20 protein-coding genes and 1 tRNA gene are annotated in these 20,195 nt (G+C 68.0%); 10 read left to right on the top strand and 11 right to left on the bottom strand.

Translation table 11 applies throughout. The annotated features are described in order from the left end of the window. The 7 genes from HMPREF1138_RS07425 to HMPREF1138_RS07395 form a co-directional block, all read left to right on the top strand. Positions 1 to 1,152 (top strand): adenosylhomocysteinase (locus tag HMPREF1138_RS07425; protein WP_009058147.1); only part of this gene is annotated, 1,152 nt, incomplete at its 5' end. An 83-nt stretch (positions 1,153 to 1,235) separates the two neighbouring features. Next, entirely contained in the window at positions 1,236 to 2,528 is a 1,293-nt protein-coding gene (locus HMPREF1138_RS07420) for an amidohydrolase family protein (RefSeq protein ID WP_039937407.1), read from the top strand. A 53-nt stretch (positions 2,529 to 2,581) separates the two neighbouring features. Next, positions 2,582 to 3,031 carry a cupin domain-containing protein gene (locus tag HMPREF1138_RS07415; RefSeq protein WP_009058149.1) on the top strand — a complete coding sequence of 150 codons (450 nt, stop codon included), beginning with the start codon at positions 2,582 to 2,584 and terminating at the stop codon, positions 3,029 to 3,031. Between the two features lie 185 nt (positions 3,032 to 3,216). After that, positions 3,217 to 3,369, top strand: coding sequence for a hypothetical protein (locus tag HMPREF1138_RS11410; protein ID WP_009058178.1), 153 nt, complete (start codon positions 3,217 to 3,219; stop codon positions 3,367 to 3,369). A gap of 233 nt (positions 3,370 to 3,602) precedes the next feature. Beyond that, positions 3,603 to 4,466: an ABC transporter substrate-binding protein gene (locus HMPREF1138_RS07405; RefSeq protein WP_009058175.1), complete on the top strand. Its 864-nt coding sequence runs from the start codon at positions 3,603 to 3,605 to the stop codon at positions 4,464 to 4,466. A gap of 10 nt (positions 4,467 to 4,476) precedes the next feature. Next, positions 4,477 to 5,349: an amino acid ABC transporter permease gene (locus HMPREF1138_RS07400; RefSeq protein WP_009058151.1), complete on the top strand. Its 873-nt coding sequence runs from the start codon at positions 4,477 to 4,479 to the stop codon at positions 5,347 to 5,349. Then, positions 5,349 to 6,128, top strand: coding sequence for an amino acid ABC transporter ATP-binding protein (locus HMPREF1138_RS07395; RefSeq protein ID WP_009058174.1), 780 nt, complete (start codon positions 5,349 to 5,351; stop codon positions 6,126 to 6,128). Before HMPREF1138_RS07400 ends, HMPREF1138_RS07395 begins: the two co-directional genes overlap by 1 nt. Before the next feature lie 124 nt (positions 6,129 to 6,252). Here the strand turns inward: HMPREF1138_RS07395 and HMPREF1138_RS07390 are convergent, their stop codons facing one another. Beyond that, entirely contained in the window at positions 6,253 to 6,645 is a 393-nt protein-coding gene (locus HMPREF1138_RS07390; RefSeq protein ID WP_009058161.1) for a hypothetical protein, read from the bottom strand. Between the two features lie 71 nt (positions 6,646 to 6,716). Further along, entirely contained in the window at positions 6,717 to 7,652 is a 936-nt protein-coding gene (locus HMPREF1138_RS07385; RefSeq protein ID WP_039937403.1) for an alpha/beta fold hydrolase, read from the bottom strand. 23 nt (positions 7,653 to 7,675) lie between these two features. On the opposite strand from HMPREF1138_RS07385, the gene HMPREF1138_RS07380 reads away from it, so the two are divergent. The 3 genes from HMPREF1138_RS07380 to HMPREF1138_RS10860 all read left to right on the top strand — a co-directional run bounded on the left by HMPREF1138_RS07380 (position 7,676) and on the right by HMPREF1138_RS10860 (position 10,414). Next, positions 7,676 to 8,425, top strand: a complete 750-nt coding sequence (locus HMPREF1138_RS07380; protein ID WP_009058166.1) for an NADPH-dependent oxidoreductase — start codon at positions 7,676 to 7,678, stop codon at positions 8,423 to 8,425. Positions 8,426 to 8,531: 106 nt separating this feature from the next. Beyond that, positions 8,532 to 9,185 (top strand): hypothetical protein, encoded by a 654-nt coding sequence (locus HMPREF1138_RS07375; protein ID WP_009058181.1) that lies wholly within the window; start codon positions 8,532 to 8,534, stop codon positions 9,183 to 9,185. A 248-nt stretch (positions 9,186 to 9,433) separates the two neighbouring features. Continuing rightward, on the top strand, positions 9,434 to 10,414 hold the full coding sequence (locus HMPREF1138_RS10860) for an Abi family protein (protein ID WP_009058187.1): 981 nt from the start codon (positions 9,434 to 9,436) through the stop codon (positions 10,412 to 10,414). Positions 10,415 to 10,529: 115 nt separating this feature from the next. On the opposite strand, the gene HMPREF1138_RS07370 is transcribed toward HMPREF1138_RS10860, so the two are convergent. The 9 genes from HMPREF1138_RS07370 to HMPREF1138_RS07330 form a co-directional block, all read right to left on the bottom strand. Beyond that, a complete protein-coding gene (locus HMPREF1138_RS07370; RefSeq protein ID WP_009058159.1) occupies positions 10,530 to 11,000 on the bottom strand; it encodes a response regulator in 471 nt (156 codons plus the stop codon). Continuing rightward, positions 10,997 to 13,102 (bottom strand): ATP-binding protein, encoded by a 2,106-nt coding sequence (locus HMPREF1138_RS07365; protein ID WP_009058136.1) that lies wholly within the window; start codon positions 13,100 to 13,102, stop codon positions 10,997 to 10,999. Before HMPREF1138_RS07365 ends, HMPREF1138_RS07370 begins: the two co-directional genes overlap by 4 nt. 1 nt (position 13,103) lies before the next feature. Continuing rightward, entirely contained in the window at positions 13,104 to 14,516 is a 1,413-nt protein-coding gene (locus HMPREF1138_RS07360) for an SLC13 family permease (protein ID WP_039937413.1), read from the bottom strand. 646 nt (positions 14,517 to 15,162) lie between these two features. Further along, positions 15,163 to 17,067: a heavy metal translocating P-type ATPase gene (locus HMPREF1138_RS07350; RefSeq protein ID WP_009058157.1), complete on the bottom strand. Its 1,905-nt coding sequence runs from the start codon at positions 17,065 to 17,067 to the stop codon at positions 15,163 to 15,165. After that, positions 17,064 to 17,432: a Cd(II)/Pb(II)-sensing metalloregulatory transcriptional regulator CmtR gene (cmtR, locus tag HMPREF1138_RS07345; protein ID WP_007588138.1), complete on the bottom strand. Its 369-nt coding sequence runs from the start codon at positions 17,430 to 17,432 to the stop codon at positions 17,064 to 17,066. The genes HMPREF1138_RS07350 and cmtR overlap by 4 nt, the downstream gene beginning before the upstream one ends. Positions 17,433 to 17,520: 88 nt before the next feature. Continuing rightward, positions 17,521 to 17,685, bottom strand: coding sequence for a hypothetical protein (locus HMPREF1138_RS10845; protein ID WP_202898346.1), 165 nt, complete (start codon positions 17,683 to 17,685; stop codon positions 17,521 to 17,523). Positions 17,686 to 17,808: 123 nt separating this feature from the next. Further along, a tRNA-Leu gene (locus HMPREF1138_RS07340) sits at positions 17,809 to 17,892 on the bottom strand. Between the two features lie 124 nt (positions 17,893 to 18,016). Further along, the gene (locus tag HMPREF1138_RS07335) at positions 18,017 to 18,928 is read right to left on the bottom strand and encodes an energy-coupling factor transporter transmembrane component T (RefSeq protein WP_009058158.1); all 912 of its coding nucleotides are present in this window, start codon (positions 18,926 to 18,928) and stop codon (positions 18,017 to 18,019) included. Further along, positions 18,925 to 20,195 (bottom strand): ATP-binding cassette domain-containing protein (locus tag HMPREF1138_RS07330; protein WP_009058180.1); only part of this gene is annotated, 1,271 nt, incomplete at its 5' end. The genes HMPREF1138_RS07330 and HMPREF1138_RS07335, both read right to left, overlap by 4 nt.

Raw genomic sequence — 20,195 nt, 5'->3', positions numbered from 1 at the left:
CGCATCGAGTGGGCGCGCGCCCACATGCCGGTCACCGAGGCGGCGGCACGCGCCCTGGCTCCCCTGGTGGCGGGCCGAAGCGTGGGGCTCTCCCTCGTCCTGGAACCGAAAACGGCCGCCCTGGCCCTCATGCTCTCCGAGGCCGGGGCGCGCGTCAGCGTCTTCGGCTGGGCGTCCGAGACCCGCGAGGACGTCGCGGCCCGCCTGCGCGACGCCGGCATCCCCGTGTTCGCGGACTCGGTAGCCTCCCGCGAGCGCGAGTGGGAGCTCGCGCGCGAGTTTTTGGCCCAGCGCAGCGAATTTCTACTCGATGACGGCTCCCACCTGATCCGCCTGGCGCACGACACGGAGGCCTGCCCGGGTGTCCTGGACGCGCTGGTCGGCGCGGCGGAGGAGACCACCTCGGGGCTGCGCCCCCTGCGTTCTTTCGACCTGCGCATTCCGGTTATGGCCTCGAACGATGCGCGTTCGAAGACCCTGTTCGACAACGCCTACGGGACGGGGCAGTCGTGCTGGACGACGATCCTCGACCTGATCGACCCGCGCGGCGTGGGCGCGCCCGTGGCTCGGATGAGCGTCGTCGTCATCGGCTACGGCGACGTGGGGCGGGGCTGCGCACGCTTCGGCGCGGCGCTCGGCGCCCGCATGACCGTCGTGGAGCTGGACCCGGTGCGCGCCCTGCAGGCGTCGATGGACGGGTTCGCCGTGGCCTCGCTTCAGGAGGCAGCTGCGAGCGCAGGCATGCTGATCTCCGCGACGGGCGAGCGCTCCACGATCCCGCTGAGCGCGCTGGAGGCGGCGCCGGGCGGCGCGATCGTCACGGTCGCCGGCGGCGTCGACGGGGAGGTGTCCATCGACGAGGCAGTGGCCGCCTCCTGGGTCATGGCCGAGTCGGGCGATCCCCACGTGCAGACCCTGACCAGCCCCTCGGGTAAGACCCTGCGCGTCCTCGAGCGCGGGGAGGGCATCAACTACACGGCGGGCGAGGGAAACCCCATCGAAATCATGGACATGAGCTTCGGCGTGCAGCTGGCGTCCCTGCGCGAGCTCCTCACCCACGAAGGCGAGCTATCCCCCGGCCTGCACGACCTGCCGCGCGAGGCCGACGACGCGGTGGCCGCGGCAGCGCTGGCCGCCCTGTCCCTGTCATAGTCGCAGCTCACGCCCACCCGCGGGCGGGTGCGCCCGCGCCGCTTCTACACTGATAGTCAGCGTTCCCCACTGAAAGGTCCCCCATGAGCGACGTGGTCGTCTGGTCCGCCGGCATGGTCATCCCGATCACCGCCCCCTCGATCCTCGACGGCGCTGTCGCCGTGCGCGACGGGCGCATCGAGCACGTGGGAGCACGCGACTGGGTCATCAACACGCTCACGCAGCGCAGCCTTTCCTTCACGGAACGCCACTTTGACGGCGTGCTGCTCCCCGGCCTCGTCAATGCGCACACGCACCTGCAGTACACGGGCATGGCGTCCGTGGGCGCGGGTCAGTATCGGGGTTTCGACGACTGGGCGCACGCCTTCGACGAGGTCTACGACGCGGGCGGCCTGGACTGGGGAAGCGACGCGGCCACGGGCGCACGTCTGCTCCTCGAGAGCGGCACGACCGCCGCCGCCGACGTGGTGACGGACGCCGCCGCGGCCTCGGCGCTGCACCACGCGGGCCTGCACGGCGTCGCCTACTGGGAGGTCATGGGCTGGTCGAACGAGGAGTGGCGGGCCCGCGGTGAGCGCGAGGTCTCCGCATCCCTCGACGCGATGCCGACCCCTCCGGCCGTGGGCATCTCCCCGCACGCCCCCTACTCCCTCGACGCCGAGCCGCTCCTGGATCTGCCGGACATGGCCAGGCGCCGCGGCATGCGCATCCACATTCACCTGGGCGAGTCCCACTCCGAGGCCGAATGGTCCGAAACGCGCACGACCGCCCTGGCGGACCTGTGGAAGAGCGAGCACTCCTCATCGTTCACGGCGATGCGCTCGCGCGGGGGTGGCTTCTCCTCAACGCAGTTCGTCGATCAGCTGGGCGTCCTCGGACCCGACTGCCACGTCGCCCACGGCGTGTACATGCGCGCCGACGACCGCCGGCGCCTGCGCGCCCGCCAGACGGCCGTGGCGCTGTGCCCACGCTCGAACCGCGTGATCGGCCTGGACGCGCCTCCCGTCGCCGCCTACCTCGCAGAGGGCAACATGATCGCGGTGGGCACGGACTCCCTGTCCTCCTCCCCGTCCCTCGACCTGCTCGAGGACGTCGCCCTCCTCTTCGACCTGGCGCGAGCTCAGGGGTATGCGGACCAGGACCTGGCGCGCCGCCTCCTGCAGGCCGCGACCCTGGGCGGTGCCACCGCGATGGGCCTGGCGACCGGCCCCGACCGCCTGGGTCAGCTCCAGTCGGGCGCAGTCGCCGACATGTGCGTCGTCGACGTGCCCGTCACTTCGATCGTGGAGACCATCGACACCGTCGCCCGCCACGGTGCCGGTCGCGTCGTCGAGACCGTCGTGTCCGGGCGCGTGCGCTACTCGACCTCGCGCTGACCCCGTCGTTTTCCTTTCGTCCAGCCTCCCTTTCTTGTCGTTTGGAGTGTCACATGACCGACGTTTCCCCGCTGATTGATGCCATGGGCCTGGCGCCCCACCCCGAGGGCGGGCACTACCGCCGCACGTGGACCGCGCCCGCCCGCATGGACACGCCGCGCGGGAGCCGCCACAGCGCCTCCGCGATCATCTTCCTTCTCGAGAGCGACGAGGAGGCCCGCTGGCACCTCGTCCACTCCGACGAACTGTGGATCTGGTCAGGGCCCGGCGCCCTCGAGGTGCACCTGGGAGGCAGCGGGGACGCGCCCGAGGCCGACCCGCGCATCGTCACCCTGGGCTCTCCAGCCGGAACGCAGGCCTCCGATCCGACGAACCCCGTGCAGATCCTCGTGAGAGCCGGCACCTGGCAGCGCACCTTCGCCCGCGGCGACTACGCGCTGGCCACCTGCGTCGTCTCCCCCGAGTTCACCTTCGACGACTGGACGCTCGCCGAGGGGGCCTGAGCCCACGGGGACACAAGCCCGTGAGTCCGGCGCGTGGGCCCGGTGGTCGGGCGCGGGCCCACTAGCTGGGCGCGCAGGGGAGTATCGCCACGTTCTGTGACTTGAACGCGCACACACCGAGGTGCGCACACTAGGGTGAGACTATCCGCTCGACCACTACGAGCGGCTCAATCCTAGGAGGAAACATGGGTCTGGACGATCTGAAGAAGCAGGCTGAAGAGGGCCTCGAGAAGGCCAAGGAGACCTTCGGCGAAGAAAACGTCGAGAAGGCCGTCGATGCCGCCAAGGACAAGGCGGCCGAGGTCGTCTCCGATCTGAAGGACAAGTTCCAGAAGTGACCTGACGGAAGGGGCCGGGCCCGTGTGGCCAGGCCCCTTCGCGTATCCGCACACCACTGTGTCCCATCCCCCACCCCCTGATACCCCAACGATTCCAGCGTTTTCCCAGCCCAGGCCTCGTTCCATTGTTTCGTGCATCGAAACGACGCCAGCGCATCCGTCGGCGTGCCTATACGCTCATCGAGTCAGACCCGCCCTCACCGGCGGGATTCCCCACGTCACCGGGAGGCCCCATGCGCCGCTCTGTCCGTTCCCTCGCTGCCGTCGCCGCCGTCGCGGCCCTCGGCCTGGCCGCCTGCACGGGCGGCACGAGCTCTTCCTCTTCCTCCGACGCCGAGCAGACCTACGGCCCCGGCGCTCTGCCGACCGTGACGGACGGTAAGCTCACCGTCGCCACCTCCGACCCCGCCTACTCGCCGTGGATCCTGAACAACGACCCGGCCTCGGGCGAAGGCTACGAGTCGGCCGTCATCTACGCGCTGGCCGAGGAACTCGGCTACAGCGCCGACAACGTCCAGTGGGTGCGCGCCACCTTCGACTCGTCGATCACCCCCGGCGCGAAGGACTGGGACCTGAACATTCAGCAGTTCTCCATCACCGACGAGCGCAAGAACGCCGTCGACTTCACCTCCCCCTACTACACGACCACCTCGGCGATCATCACCAAGGCCGGCTCCCCTGCCGCCAGTGCGACATCCATTGCGGACCTCAAGGACGTCCTCATCGGCGTCCAGGCCGGCACGACGTCGCAGCAGTTCGCCTCCGATCACCTGGAGGCCGGACTGAGCCAGAAGCTGCAGATGTTCAACTCCTCCGACGACACGGTCCTGGCCCTGCAAACGGGCCGCGTGGACGCGATCGTCGTCGACCTGCCGACCGCCTTCTACATGGTCTCCGCGCAGATCGATGACGGCGTCATCATCGGCCAGTTCGACGACACGACGGGCGGCGAGGAGTACGGCATCGTCCTGCCCAAGGGTTCCAAGCTGACCCCCACGGTCTCGGCCGCGGTCGATCGCCTGGCCTCGTCCGGAAAGCTCGCCGAGCTGCAGGAGAAGTGGCTGAACGAGGCACAGAACGTGCCCACCCTCAAGTGAGGCCTCATTCATGAGTGACTACTCGAATGACGCGCTGGCCACGCCTCCCGTTTCGGCGGTGGAGCGTGGCCGTCGCGCTTATCGGCGCAAGCAGACGGTCCGGTCTATTCTCATCTCCCTGGCCTCCACGGTCGTGGTCGCCGGAGTCCTCATCGCCGTGGTCGTCAACTCCGACGGGTGGGAGGCCACCCGCAACACCTTCTTCAACGGCAAGTACTTCGTCGAGGCCTTCCCCCAGGTCCTGTCCGGCCTGTGGCTCAACATCCGAATCCTGCTGATCGCGGTGCTCGGCGTCGCGGTGTTCGCGACCCTCCTGGCGGCCGCGCGCACGCTGGCCGGTCCCGTGTTCTTCCCGATCCGTTTCCTGGCGGCGGCATACACGGACATTTTCCGAGGCGTCCCCTTCCTGGTCGTCCTCTACCTGATCGGCTTCGGCATCCCCGCGCTCAACCCGACGACGCGCATCCCGACCGCGTTCCTGGGCACGGTCGCGCTGATCCTCACGTACTCCTCATACGTCGCCGAGGTGCTGCGCGCCGGCCTGGACTCGGTGCACCCCTCCCAGCGTTACGCGGCCCGCTCGCTGGGCCTATCCCACGGGCAGACGCTGCGCATGATCATCGTTCCGCAGGCGATCCGCAAGGTCACGCCCGCCCTGATGAACGACTTCATTTCGATGCAGAAGGACGTCGGCCTGATCTCGGTCCTGGGCGCGGTCGACGCGATCCGCTCGGCCCAGATGGTGCAGGCCAAGACCTACAACATGACCTCCTACGTGGTTGCCGGCCTGCTGTTCATCGTCTTGTCGTTCCCCTTCATTCGCTTGTCGGACTGGTACACGGCCCGGCTGCGTAAGCGCGAGCAGATGGGAGGCACCGTCTGATGTCGGTCCCCACGATGAACGAGGCCTCCCCCGCCTCGGACAACACGACCCCGGTCCTGAGCGCTGTCGGCGTCGTCAAGCGCTTCGGCGACAACGTCGTCCTGCGCGGCCTGGACCTGGACGTCGCCGCGCACGAGGTCGTGGTCCTCTTGGGCGCGTCGGGCTCGGGTAAGTCGACGCTGCTGCGCTGCGCAAACCTGCTGGAGCGGGTGGACGACGGCCAGATCTTCCTGTCTGGCGTGGACATCACGGATCCGCGCGCGAACGCGGATCAGATCCGCGCGCGCATCGGCGTGGTGTTCCAGCACTACAACCTGTTCCCGCACATGTCTGTGCTGGACAACGTGACGCTGGCGGCCCGCAAGGTGCACGGCTGGGAGAAGGACCGCGCGCGCGAGCGCGGCCTGGAGCTGTTGGACCGCATCGGTTTGAAGGACAAGGCGAAGGAGTTCCCGGATCGCCTGTCTGGCGGCCAGCAGCAGCGCGTGGCGATCGCACGCGCGCTCGCCACGAACCCGGAGCTTCTCCTGCTGGACGAGATCACGGCGGCACTGGACCCGGTGCTCGTCGGCGAGGTCTTGGACCTCGTGCGCGAGATCAAGGCTCAGGGCTCGACCATCCTTATGGCGACGCACGAGATCAGCTTCGCCCGCCAGGCGGCCGACCGCGTCGTGTTCCTGCGCGGCGGCCAGATCGTCGAGCAGGGCCCGCCCGAGCAGGTCATCGACAACCCGCGCGAGCAGGCAACCCGGGACTTCCTGGCACGCATCCTGCACTAACGACCGGGCGGGGTACCGACACACCACTGGTACCCCGCTTCCGGTCTCCCGCACGAGGCAACGCACAGGGCCCGGGATCGTTGCGATCCCGGGCCCTCATAGGGTCAGTGTCAATGGTGCCAGGTCAGTTGGCGCCCTCGGTGACGGTCACCTTGAAGTCGGTGGTGATGCCGTCTTTGTCGGTGAGGGTCACGGTCACGGGGTCCGCGTCCTCGCCGGTCACCTTGAGCGGATGCAGGGTGATGATGTTCTTGTCGGGCTTGCCCGCGGAGAGGGTCTCGGGGTCGGAGACCTCGACCTTGTAGTCCGAGGCCTTGTCGGACTCGGGCAGCGTGACCTTCAGGTCGCGCTTCTCGGGGACCTTGACGCCCTGGTCGCCGACCTCAGCGATCGTGGTTTCGACGGTCTTCACGTCGCTGGGGGTCACGTAGTTGGCGCCGGTGTTGGAGCAGCCGGTCAGGGCGGCGACACCGAGGCCGAGTGCGAGCACTGCAGAAAGGATGGAACGCTTGTTCATGTCTCCATCATAGGCAGCGGAGCTCACAACGCTGCGTCACAATGCCAGCTTTTGGGACAACGGTACACACCTCACAGGGACCAGACGAGCGCCCCCGACTCCACGTCCGCCCAGAACGAGCTTGCCAGGCGCGCCCATTCCTGCGGGTACTGCAGCTGGGCACTGTGCGCGCCCCCGCGAATAATGCTCTCGCGCGCACCCAGGTCCGAGGCCTCCTCGGCGTACCAGGCGGGCGGCCAGATCTCGTCCTGATCCCCGTACAGCACGTGCACGGGGACGCCGGCGGCCGCGAGCGCGGGGGTGTCGGGGCGCAGCTGGGAGAGGATGCGGGCGATGCCGACCAGGTTTTCCGAGGCCGTGTCCAGCGCGCGGATACGTTGAAAATCCGCCCATCCGACGCCGGGCTCGTCGAAGTTCATGTCGGGGAAGTAGGTGCGCAGCACCCGCTGCCGCGCGCCGGGGCCCGTGGGCAGGGGGTCGAGGATGGGCATGGTGTTCATCCAGTCGAAGACGGCGCGCCCCGAGCAGAACAGGGTGACGGAGGCGAAGAGGTCGGGGCGGGCGACGACGGCCGCCCGCGCGACGATGCCGCCGAAGGAGTGACCCACGAGGTGCACGCGTACCGTGGTCCCGGCCCAGGCCTCGGCGACGGCGATCAGGTCGCCGACGAAGTCGCTCATCCCGTAGGCGCCCAGGCCCGCGGGCGCGGCGGACCCGCCCTGGCCTCGTTGCGAGTAGGCGAGCGTGTCCCAGCCCGCCTCCCCGAGGAAGGGCAGGACGGGGGCGTAGTCTTCCTTGGAGCCCGTGTAACCGGGGACGAGGAGCGCGCGGTTCTCCCCCGCCACGTCCGGTGAGGAGGCCGCGGAAATCGCGGGGGTTCCGTCGACGAGGCTGGGGGCGCTCGGGCCGGTCAGCAGGCCGCTGAGCTCGCCGGCCGGGGAGGGGACGGCGACGGGGGTGACGTTTGCTGCCAAGGCAAAAGGACCGAAAGGCTCTATCTGTTTCACGTGCCCAATCGTAGAATGAACGCATGACAAACGAGACAATTGAGAGCCAGCTCGCGCACCGCACGATCCGCGCCTACAAGGACCAGCCCCTGACCGAGGAGGAGGTCACCACACTCATGGAGGTGGCCCGCCACACGGCCACCTCCTCGTTCCTGCAGTCCTGCACGGTCCTGCACATCACGGACCCGCAGGTGCGCGAGGTGATCGGCGCCGCGTCCGGCCAGCCCTACGTGGGCGGCACGAAGGGCGACCTGTTCATCTTCGTCGCCGACCTGTACCGCAACAGCCGTATCCGCGCCGAGCAGGGCGTCTCCTCGGAGGCCCTGGGTTCGATGAACCTGTTCCTCACGGCCCTCGAGGATGCGCTGCTGGCCGCTCAGAACGTGGTTGTGGCCGCCGAGTCGATGGGCCTGGGCACCGTGTACCTCGGCTCGATCCTCGCCGATCCGCGCCCGGTCGTGAAGGTGCTTCAGCTTCCCGAACTCACGTTCCCGGTTCTCGGCCTGCTCGTGGGTCACCCGGACCAGGAGCCCGGCCAGAAGCCGCGCATGCCTCGCTCCGTCATGACCGCGGAAAACACGTATCCGCGCGTCGAGTCCTACTCGGAGACGCTGGCCGACTACGACCGTGAGGTCACCGAGTACTACGACCTGCGCTCGGGCTCACGCCTCGAGTCTTTCTCGCACTTGGTCGCCACGAACATCGGCGTGGGTGGCGCGCACGTTTCCCCCATCATGGAGGTCCTTCACGAGCAGGGCCTGTGCCTGCGCTGATTCTCCCTTCGTGACGAGGCCGTGGCCTCCCCTCGTGGTCACCCGACCGCCCGGGGCGCCACGGCCTCGTCGCATGACCGGCTGGCCGCGCGCTTACAATGAGCGCATGGCTGAGCTTGGTTTTTCCACCTACGTGTTTATCGAGCGCATCGCGGCGAACGCGGCCGCGCTGCATCCCTTCCCCGAGCACAACGTGGCGCTCGTGCGGGACGCGTTGGCCGACGCGGGCTTCGACATCACGCTGCTCGGTCCGGATGCTCCGAGGGTCGGCGAGGGCGTGTACTTCCAGTCTGAGCCTTTCGGCGACGAGGTCATCGGGCTTCTCGCGGACGCCCTGACCCTGCGCGGCATCGGCGCCTACGGGTACGCGCTGGTGGATTCGTCGCTGGGCGGCGAGCTAGCCGACATCGCCCTGTTTATGCGCGTGGGAGACGTGTTCCCGCGCCACGGGCGCCACATCCTCATGACCCGCATGTACATTCAGCGCACCCCCACGGGCGCGGGCAACAAGGCCGTCACCTGGGCGTTCGGCTCCCCCGCCGACCTGGAGGAGGCAAACCGGCTGTTGTCGGAGAGGTTCGACACCGAGCCGGTCACGGACCCGCGCGGCATGGCCGCCATCGAGATCCGACACCCGGAATTCGCGGCGGGCACCGCGGAGCCGATGGTCCTCCTCGACGACATCTTCCAGGTGCTGGGCGCCGCAGGCTTCGAGGGCATCACAATGTGCAACGACCCGGGCCAGCAGGCCAACGGCTGACACGCGCAGCAGGGGCCGCCTATAATGACGGATACCAGAACCGGCTCTTACCCCACCAGGGGATCCAGAGCCGGTCTTCTCTTGTGCAAAGGGCACGAGCAGCAGCACCAAGCGATAGCCGTCTATGGGGCGCGTCATAGTTCTGCGTGATTGACAAGAGACTCCAATGGACGCTACGATGTTGTTATCAACACCGGTTCCGCCGAAAGGTCCAGGGCCGGTTTTCTCATATGCAAAGGCGCACAACCATGGAAAAGCCTTTTCGAACTATCGACGAACAGATCGATATATTGCGATCACGCGGGATAGTCATCGATGACATTGAAACAGCCCGAAAAGCACTCGAGACAATCAGCTACTACAGATTGTCCGGCTACTCTTACCCCTTTCGCCAATACGACAAGGAGAGCCGAACGCGCTCTGATCAGTTCTCCCCCAACACACACCTCGAACAGATCTTAGCACTCTATCGATTCGATGAGCGACTCCGTACAACAACTTTTCAAGAACTCTCACGGATCGAAGTAGGCTTACGAGCGCTCATTGGCTACACCCTCGGCACGGAACATCCCTATCTGCACCTTGCATCACTTCGGTTAGGGCCCTCGGGTTTTAACAAGGAGAACAATCACGAAACCGACGAATATAGAAGATGGATCAGCTCCTACAATAGAAACCTTCGCCGATCACAAGAAGACTTTATCCAACACTACAAAAGTGAATACTCGGGTAAACTACCCATTTGGGTAGCGGTTCACATCCTCGAATGGGGACAGCTTGCCATGCTATTTAAAATGGCGCCCATTCACTGCCAAGATAGCATCGCTAGCTCTCTGCAATTAAGTCGGCCGCAGGTCAATTCATGGCTGGAAAATCTGCGAATCCTGCGCAACATTTGCGCACACCAGGGACGACTATTTAATCGCACACTGCGACAAGTGAAGCTTCCACAAGATGCGGAACGTCTCGGCATAAAGAACCTGTCTCCGATGAGAAACAAGTGCTTCGACCAGCTCACGCTCGTCCAATACCTCACCCGCACGATGGGTCTGGGAGATGGGACCGCTCTCCCCTCAGTCCTCGCCGCGTTCCCTGCGACCGATGTCGTCCCCCTACGAGCGACTGGCACTCCAGATAACTGGCAGTCACTCCCCTTGTGGGCGTGCGACACACTGAGGAGAATCGACGCGCCCGATACGCCATCAGACGGACAATTGACCTGCTGTTAGGCGTGCGCCTACGATTGGCGTCGCGCACCCGGCCACGGCCTCGTGCCGCACGCACTAACAAGGGCCGCCGCGTCCTCCCTCGTCGGAGAACGTGGCGGCCCTGTGTCTGCGCCGTTCAGCGGATCGCCTCCATGACGCGCACGCCATCGAGCACGCTCACGTAGGGGAGGGGGTCCACGCCGACCTCCAGGACGTACTCGGTGAGCTGGTCGCGCACGGCGGCTCGCAGCTCCTCCGGGTCCCACGGCTTGCCGATGTAATAGTCCAAGCCCGCCTGGTTGACGGCCCGAATCGTGTCGGACTGGTCGGCCTGCCCGGTGACCAGCACCGTGCGGGTCGCGCCGAAACGCTCGTCCTGCATGAGCTCCACGAGGAAGTCCACGCCAGACTTTCCGGGCAGACGGTGGTCCGACAAAACCAGGGCCAGCTCGTCCCCATCCTCGACGATCTCGTCGATCACGGCCCACGCGTCGTCGACATCCTCGGCGACCTCGAGCCGGATCTTGTCCCAGAACTGCTCCAAATCGCGCTCGAGCGCGTCGCGCACGTCAGCTTCGTCCTCGAGGGACAGGATTGTCAGGGTCATGATTCCTCCTCCTGTGGTTGAGTGGGCAACGAGATCCGCATCGAAGTGGACCCCGGGTGAGAGCAGATCACGAGGGTTCCCCCGTGATCAGCGATAATGGATCGGACGATGGACATGCCCATGCCCAGCCCGAATCGGACGCGCCCAGCCTTCGTCGTGAAGTGGGGCTCCATGATCTTGTCGACGATTCCCGGATCGATGCCCGGCCCGTTGTCGCACACGGTGACGACAACCCCCTCGGGCGTGGGGCGCACGGTGATGCGGATGAGGGCCTCGGCCTCGCCGCGCGCGGGCAGCTCGGGGACGCCACCGGCGGCTTCGGCAGCCGCAACCAGGTCCGCGTTCTCATCCTCAATGGCCTCGGCTGCGTTCACGATGAGGTTCGTCCACACCTGCTGCAGTTTCGCCGGATGCGCGAGCACCAACGGCACGTCCTCGTAGTCGCACTCGATACGAATGCCCCGCACCCTGTGGGCGGTCAGCCGCAACACGTCGTCGATGCCCTCGCGCACGTCCACAGGCTTCAGATCCTCCGCGTCGGGGCGCGCGTACCCCTTCAAGGACTGAGTCAGCTCAATGACGCGATCACCCGCGGCGAGCACCGAGCGCAGCGACCCGCCCAGGCGCGCCCCCGCCTCGTAGGCGTCAATGCCTCCCGGGATCTGCGCGAGCGCACGCGCGCCATCCGCCCCCTGAACCCCCGCGCGCACGAGCCGACGCGCGAGCGTGCGGTCGCCGACCACGGGCAAAAGCTCCTTCATGAGGGCGCGCTCGACCGACGTGGAGCGCGGCGGCGCGGTGAGGGCGCGGGCCATCGCCTCCCTCGACGAGGCCGTGGCCGGGGCCGCGAGCGCCGCATCGACGTCCTCGTGCAAGTGCTTGGCGGCGCGCACGAGCGCGGTCACCGGATTGTTGAGCTCGTGGGCGATGCCGGCGCTCAGCTCGCCCAGCATCGCGAAACGGGCGCGTTCGACCAGCTCGGCGCGGGTGGCGCGCAGGTCCTCAAGCGTGGCGGCCAGAGCCTCCTTCTGGGCCTCGAGATCCTCGGCGAGCATCGCGTTCTCCAGGTGCAGATCCTCAGCGCGCATGAGGCGGCGCGTCAGCGAACGAATCGCGAGGGCCGTCAGCGTCGAGCCGATCGACGGATCCTCAGAGATGACGATCTGAAGCTGCTCGGTGGTCAGGCGCACAACGGTCGCCTCCGTCTCCGTCTCGCCCGTGAAGAAAGCATCCTCCGCGCGGGCCAACGACACGAGGCCGATCAGCGGGCCCGACGTGGCCAAGTGCGCCAGAACCTCGCCGCGCGGGGAATCACGATGCAGCGACACCTGCCCGTCGAGCACCAGATAGACGGCGCCCACCGGCTCCCCCTGCGTCACCAGCTGCGTGCCCTCAGGGACGATGAGACGCGGCCTCTGACCAAGCACCCGCTCGACGCCGGCGAGGAGCTCCATGACGACCTCGCGCTCGTCGCGATCCAGGCCCTCCAAGAGCGGCCCCTGCACCGCGAACGGCGGCGGATCCGCGATGAGCGCCCGGATCTGCCGATCCGAATAGCCGCACCCGCGCAGGTAGCGCACCATCGTCGAATAGGCCTGTCCGGCCAGCAGCGGCACCGTCCACGGCGCCTTCAACACCGAGGACAGGGCACCCGACTCCGTGCAGCGAGTCAAGTCGCGATGCTCGGCCGCGTCCGTGACAACCACCCACTGGATGCGCTCCAGCACCGGGATAGCGGCCGCGCGGTCGATCAGCGCGTCAATGTTGGAGACCTCCGACGTCACGAGCCCCATAAGCACGTGATCACCGGGGCGCAGACTCGCCTCGTATGCGGCCAGGTCCTCGACACCATCCACCCGATCCAAGCACAGGCACGGGAACGCGTGCGAGAGATCCCTGGTCACCGGCGCCGCGATATGCCGCGAATCGTCTCCGACGACCAGCATGTGAATCGGATACCCCTCGCGGTGTCCCGCGCTGCGCACGTCCGTTCGTGCAAGCACCGAGGCGTCCTCCGCCGCCGGCCCCCGCGTCCACCCGTGGGCCAGCCCCGGCCTCGTGCTGTGAGCGCCCGAGCCGGCCACGGCCTCGTTCACGGACACGTCACATCACCCCGATGAATCCCCACGTCAGCGGCGCGACGAACGCCAAGAGGATAATGCCGACAATGCCGACGACGACGCCGACAATCGCCATTTCGCGGGTCGGCGTGGTGCCCGTCGAGTACGCGATCGCGTTCGGCGGGGTCGAGATCGGCAGGCACATGCCCAGCGAGCAGCCCAGCGCGATGACGATGGCGATCTCAGCGGCGCTCGTGGACACCGTGGCCGCCAAGCCCATGCCCATCGGGATCAGCAGGTTCGCCGACGCCGAGTGCGAGATAACGTTCGAGGTCACCCAACCCACGAGGGCCAGGACGAAGATCAGGAGCATGCCGGGGATCGAGGCCCACTGAATCGAGCCGAGCATCCACTTGTCGAGGCCGGTGGCGGCCACGCCCGAACCCAGCGCAATACCGCCCGCGACCAGCCACAGGACCGGCCAGTCCAGGGCACGCAGGTCATCCCCGCTCATCACCTTCGTCATCAGGAGGACCACGACCGGCAGGAAGCCCACGACGTTGGCTGAAATGTGGTGCAGCGACTCCGTCATCCACAGGAGGATCGTCGCTCCCGCGACCGAGTAGAAGATGATCGCGCTGCGCGACTTCTCGAAACGCGCCGACGTGTCAATGTTGAACGTCGCGTCGGAGGGGATGTAGCGCCACGCGATGAACGCCCACGACAGGGCCAGGAGCACCAGCATGAGCGGGACGGCCGCGAGCATCCACTGCAGGAAGGTGACCGTCACGCCCGCGTTCTCCAGTGCGCCCAGGGCGATCGCGTTCGGGGGCGTACCGACGGGGGTGCCCATGCCGCCGACGTTGGCGGCCACCGGGATCGACAGGGCGATGCCGGTGCGTGCCTTGCCCTCGGGCAGGGCCATGATGACGGGCATCATGACGGCGAACATCGTCGCCGTGGTCGCCGTGTTCGACATGAACATACTCATAATCGCGGTGATGAGCATGACACCCATGACGGTCAGGCGCGGCTTGCCCATGAAGGGCTTGAGGAGGACGGCCGACAGGGCACGGTCCAGCTTGTATTTCGCGGCACCGTCGGCGACCATGAAGCCGCCCAAGAACAGGATGATGACCGGGTTGGCGAGCGCGCCAAAGAACTTCGTGTACGCCGGGGCACCCTCACCCACGCTCAGCAGCGCGTGGTCTGAGATGAAGAGGACCTCCAGGAAAATGACGAGGACCGCCGTGCCCGCCAGGGGCACCGCCTCCGTCACCCACAGCAGGATCGCCGCCAGGAAAATACCGAACATGCGGGTGCCTGACACATCCAGTCCCGGCAGCTGAATAAACAGGGAAGCCACGATGCAGGCAAGCGCACCAATGGCGCCGAAAGCCTTGACCGGACTTACCTTCTGCTTTTTCTTGGAGAAATCTGCCGGCCGGGTGGACATATTCTGAGCGGAGCGCGGGTTAATTGACACCGCACCCTTGGAGCGTCGAGCCATTACGAAGAGACCTCGTCGTCTTGCGTGGATACTGTCCAATTAGTGTAGGCCAGCACACACAAAAAGTGAAACCGGGCGAGCGGAGTGGGCGCGACTGCTCGCCCCGGCTTGACGCCGCCACCGTCAACAGGTCTGCGTCCCGTCAGGCTCATACGCTCAGTCACGCTTGTGACAGCTCAACACCGCGACAATCATGCAGCTATGTTCCCGCCGCCGCCCCGCGCAGGGCCCAGGTCTCACGCCCCGCGCACGGGCCCCACACGCGGTGCCGTAACCCCCTACTTGGCCACGGCCTCGTCGATGTCGTAGCCGGTCGGAAGGACACCCGGACGGGCAGGCTCCCACCCGAGCGCGGGAGCAACATAGTCGGCGAAGTTGCGGATGATCGACCAGTTTTCCTCGAATCCGAGCTGGTTGGGGATCGTCAGCAGGAGGGTGTCGGCCTCCGCGAGGGCGCGATCCTGGCTCAGCTGCTTGATGAGCGTCGAGGGCCGTGCGTCCGTCCGCGATCAGGTCGAGGGCGGCGGCCTCCTCGGCGAGATAGAGGGGGTTCTCGTAGCGCATGTCTGAGTTATGGCGTTGGACGGAACACCTATTGCTTGCGGGCACGCGCAGCCCGCAGTCCGTTGGCGATGACGACGACTTCGGCGACCTCGTGCACGAGGACGACCGCTGCCAGGCCGAGCATGCCGGTGATCGCCAGCGGCAGCAGCACAGTGATGATCGCCAAGGACAGAACGATGTTCTGGTTGATGATCCTGCCGCCGCGGTGGGCGTGGCGCAGAGCCTGCGGGATGAGGCCGAGGTCGTGGCCGGTGAAGGCGACGTCGGCGGACTCGATCGCGGCGTCGGAGCCGGTCGCGCCCATCGCGATGCCCACGGTCGCCCCGGCCAGGGCGGGTGCGTCGTTGATGCCATCGCCGATCATCGCGGTCGGCAACGTCTCCGAGAACCCGGCGACGATACGAGCCTTGTCCTCGGGACGCAGCTCGGCGTGCACGTCGCCGATCCCGGCCAGCTTCGCCAGCGCAGCAGCGGTGCGGGAGTTGTCGCCGGTGAGCATGCTCACCTCGATGCCCTGGTCGCGCAGGGTCCGCACGACCTCGGGGACCTCGGGGCGCAGCTCGTCGCGGACGCCGATCACCCCGGCCAGGAAGCCGTCGACGGTGACGAGCACGCAGGTCTGCCCCTCGGCCTCCAGGTCTTCGACCCGGGCCTTGAGCGGACCGGCGTCAATCCAGCGCGGACTGCCCACCGCCACCCTGCGGCCGTCGACCAGGCCACCGATGCCGTGCCCGGCCTCCTCGGCCACGTCCTGCGCGGCGGGGGTTCCCCGGCCCGCGGCGGCGATGGCGGCGGCGAGTGGGTGCGTCGAGTGCTGCTCCACGGCGGCAGCCCAAGCAAGTACCTGCGCATCGTCGAACCCATAGGCGGCGACGATGGCGGTTACCTCGGGCCGGTTGCGGGTCAGAGTGCCGGTCTTGTCCACGGCCAGGTGCCGGATGCCGCCGAGGCGCTCGAAGGCGGCCCCGCTCTTGATGACGACGCCGAACTTGGTCGCCGCGCCGATCGCGGAGACCACGGTGACGGGCACCGCGATCGCCAGCGCGCAGGGGCTGGCCGCGACGAGGACGACCAGGGCGCGGGTGATCCAGGTCTCCGGGTCACCGAGCAGGGACCCGAGCACGCCGACGAGGACTGCGAGGACCATCACGCCGGGCACCAGCGGGCGGGCGATCCGGTCAGCGATCCGGGCTCGGTCGCCCTTCTCGGCCTGGGCCTGCTCTACCAGCTCCACGATCGTGGTCAGCGAGTTGTCGGTGCCCGCGGCGGTCGCCTCGACCTCCAGCACGCCGGCGCTGTTGATCGCGCCCGCCGACACCGCTTCTCCGGGCGCGACCTCGACCGGGATCGATTCACCGGTGATCGCCGAAGTGTCCAGGCTCGACCGGCCCGAGCGGACCAGCCCATCGGTCGCGACCCGCTCGCCAGGGCGGACCAGCAGCACGTCGCCGACGGCGATCTCCCTGGCCGGGACCGAGGCGGAGGTCCCGTCGCGCAGCACGGTCGCGGTCTCCGGCACGAGCTTCAGCAGCGCGCGCAGCCCGCCGCGGGCGCGGTCCATCGCCTTGTCCTCCAGGGCCTCGGCGATCGAGAAGAGGAACGCCAGCGCGGCCGCCTCCTCGACGTAGCCGAGGATCACCGCGCCCACGGCGCTGATCGTCATCAGCAGCGCGATCCCGAGCTTGCGCTTCACAACGAGATTCCGGATCGCACCGGGCACGAACGTGTACGCGCCCAGCAGCAGGCCCGCCCAGAACGCGACCAGCGCCGCGATGTGCAGCCCCGACCACTCCAGCGCCAGGCCGGTGCCGAACGCGACGCCGGAGAGGATCGGCACGACCAGGCCGGGATCACGCCACCACGGGCGCTCTGCCTCCTCTGCCTCGTCCGCGGGGCTGGTCGTCGGCTCGTCGCAGCCGCAGGCGGCGCTCACGAGGCGTCCCCCGAACTGCTCGCGGCGCAGCAGCCCGGCACCGAGCAGGCCGGGTCGATGCACGGCGCGCTCTCGTCCACGGCGAGGGTCACATCGACCAGTGCCGTCAGCGCCGCGGCCAGGTGCGGGTCGGCGATCTCGTAGCGGGTCTGCCGCCCCTCGGGCTCAGCGACCACGATGCCGCAGTCGCGCAGACAGGTCAGATGGTTGGACACGTTCGATCGGGTCAGCCCCAGCTCGCGCGAGAGCACGGCGGGGTGGCTCGGGCCGTCAAGCAGGGACATCAGGATCCGGGAACGCGTCGGGTCGGCCATGGCCCGGCCGAGCCGGTTCATGACGTCGAGACGCGAAGCAATGGTCAGCATGCACTGAACTATACAGCAGCCGCTGACCTAATGTCCAGTTGTCGCGGCTGCCGCACGCGCTGCGCGCGCTTGCCCTCGTGAGGCATGATCACCTCTTGCGCCAGCGGGGCCACTTCGGCATCCCGCGGCCCTTCCAGGTCTCCGCGAGACCCGCAACCCAGCGGACGGACACGAAGAGCCCGTAGCCGGCCCCGGCGAGGCCAGCGCCGACCACGAGCCACCGGCCGATGCCGAGCCACACGCTCCCGTCCACGTCCAGCGCCCACTGAACACCCGTGGGACCACAAGCAACATGAGAAAATCGGTACGATGACACCGCCGCCACAACCAGGGAAAACAAAAACCGCAGACCCTCAAAGGATCTGCGGTTTCATCGTGCGCGAGGGGGGAGTTGAACCCCCACTCCATCACTGGAACACGGACCTGAACCGTGCGCGTCTGCCTATTCCGCCACTCGCGCGTACCCAGAAAGAATAGGGGCTTGCACGCCCCCGCGTCAAATCAGCACGCCATGATCCAGGACACACATTCGCCGATGTGAGTCACAAAACCGCGCCATCACGCCAAAGAACGAGACTCGCGGCCTACGACATCAACCTGCACGCAACGACGCCAGCGACCCCCAACAGGGTCGCAGCGATGACGCAGGCGTCGACCGACCCGAGGCGGCCTCGACGGCCTCGCCGCCGTTCGCCACCCCCATCGGATGCCTCGAGGGCGCCACGCATCGACATGGCGCGCCCCGTCTCGGCCGCCCCACGCGACGTCGCGGACAGAATCGCGGTGATGACATCGACGCTCAGGCGTGCGTACCCGCGCAGGGACAGGGTCGCGACGTCCTGGCCGAGGCGCAGCTTGGCCGTGTCGAGCACGGCCTGCGCCTGGTCGCGCAGCATCGGCAGCCCGCGCAGGGCGGAGGCCATGACGAGCGACCACTGGTCGACGGGTGCGCCCAGCAAACGCAGCGGCGTCAGGAAGAATCGGAGCGCGCCCGCGAGCGCGGCGGTCGGCGTCACCCAGGCAATGAGGGCCGATCCCCACAGGACGATGACGGCCAGGACGGAGATGCGCAGGAACAGTTCGAGCCCGTCACCCAGCCACGCGCCGATACAGCCGCCGACGAAGCCGGAGACCATCCACAGGGGCAGGCGCGGTGCGACGCTGAGGGGCAGGCGAATGACCAGCGACGCGACGAGGAGGAGACCGCCGACGATCACGAGGGTGGACCAGCGCGGCTGGAGAATGACGCACGTCGTGAGCACCGTCCAGCACGCGATGAGCGTGCCGGGCCAGGCGCGCCCGAGGATGGTTGGCCACGGCAGGGGCCTAGGCAGGGCAAAGCCGGCGGTACGCCGCGGTTTGCGGCGCGGCGCGGGTCCGCCGCCCGTCCCGGGACCGTCTCCGGACGCGAAGCCGGTCGGCTCGGTGGGGAACCATCCGTTGGTGGCGCCGCCGCCGGGGCCGGTGGCCCCGCACGAGGAATGGGCGTCGTTCACGTGAGCACCCCCTCGCGCAGGTGTCGGTGGGTGTCGCACAGGTCGTCCATGCCCTCCAGGTCGTGGGAGATGACGAGGACGGACAGGCCGGCGCGGCGGCGCTCGTCGAGGACGGAGATGAGGAGCTCCCGCGAGGCCGCATCGAGACCGGCCATGGGTTCGTCGAGGATGAGGACGCGCGGGTCGGAGGCGAGCAGCCCAGCCAGGGCGACGCGGCGCATCTGCCCGCCGGAGAGGTCGTCGATACCGCGCGAGGCCAGGGCCGGGTCGAGTCCGACCAGACTCATGGCCCGCTCGACGATCCGGTCGCCCTCCTCGCGGCTGAGGGCGTTCTTGCGGCGGCCGACCCCACTGCCGATGAGGGGGCCATGTCCCGCAGCGGCGAGGATGTCGGTGCGCACGGAGGGGCGCTGAAGCTGGAGGCGCGCGAATTGCATGGACAGGGCGACGTCGCCGACCCGGCCATCCATGGGCTTGCCTCCCAGGGTGACGGCTCCCCACGTGGGGAGGAGGAGCCCAGTGAGGATGCGCGAGAGCGTGGTTTTACCGGAGCCGTTGTCGCCGGTGATGAGCATGGCTTGCCCGGGTTCGAGGATGAGGCTGACGTCGCGCAGAACGGGCTTCTCCCACGGGGTGCCCAGGTCGTAGGTGTGTGCGACGCGGTCGGCCCACAGGTGCTCGGTGTTGATGAGGGTTGGCGAGCCCCAGATGCGCTCGCCGTCGGCGTTGAGGAACGAGGCCGGGGTCATTCCACCGGTCCCACCCTCCCGGTCGGTCCCACCCTCCAGTCGACTTGTGTCCCTGGGGGTTTCCGGGGAGGTGTGCCGCTGGGCGGGGCCGGCCACGGCCTCGTCGGTGGGGGTGGGGCTGGGGGCGGCGCGCGTGTCCGAGAGGATGCGGCCGCTACGAATCGTGATGACGCGGTCGGCGCGCGCGGCTTCGGCGGGGTCATGCGTGATATGAACGACGGCGATGCCGGTGTTGGGCAGGGAGGCGAGCAGGTCGAGCATGTCGGCGCGCCCATCTCGGTCGATCATGGCGGTGGATTCGTCGGAGATGAGCAGGCGCGGCGAGCGGGCGAGGGCCCCCGCGAGCGCGAGTCGTTGGAGCTGGCCGCCGGAGAGTGATCGCGGGTCGGCGTCGGCGAGACCGGCCAGGCCGACGCGCTCGAGCAGAGCGTCCAGGTCGAGGGCCGCCACGTCGCGTTCGCTCATTCCCCATGTGACGTCTTCGGCGACGTTTTGGCCGAGGACCAGGAGCTCGGAGC

Source organism: Actinomyces sp. ICM58 (genome assembly GCF_000283035.1).
Taxonomy (GTDB): Bacteria; Actinomycetota; Actinomycetes; order Actinomycetales; family Actinomycetaceae; genus Pauljensenia.
Note: the sequence above shows the minus strand (reverse complement) of the source record. Positions and strands in the feature narration are given on the sequence as shown.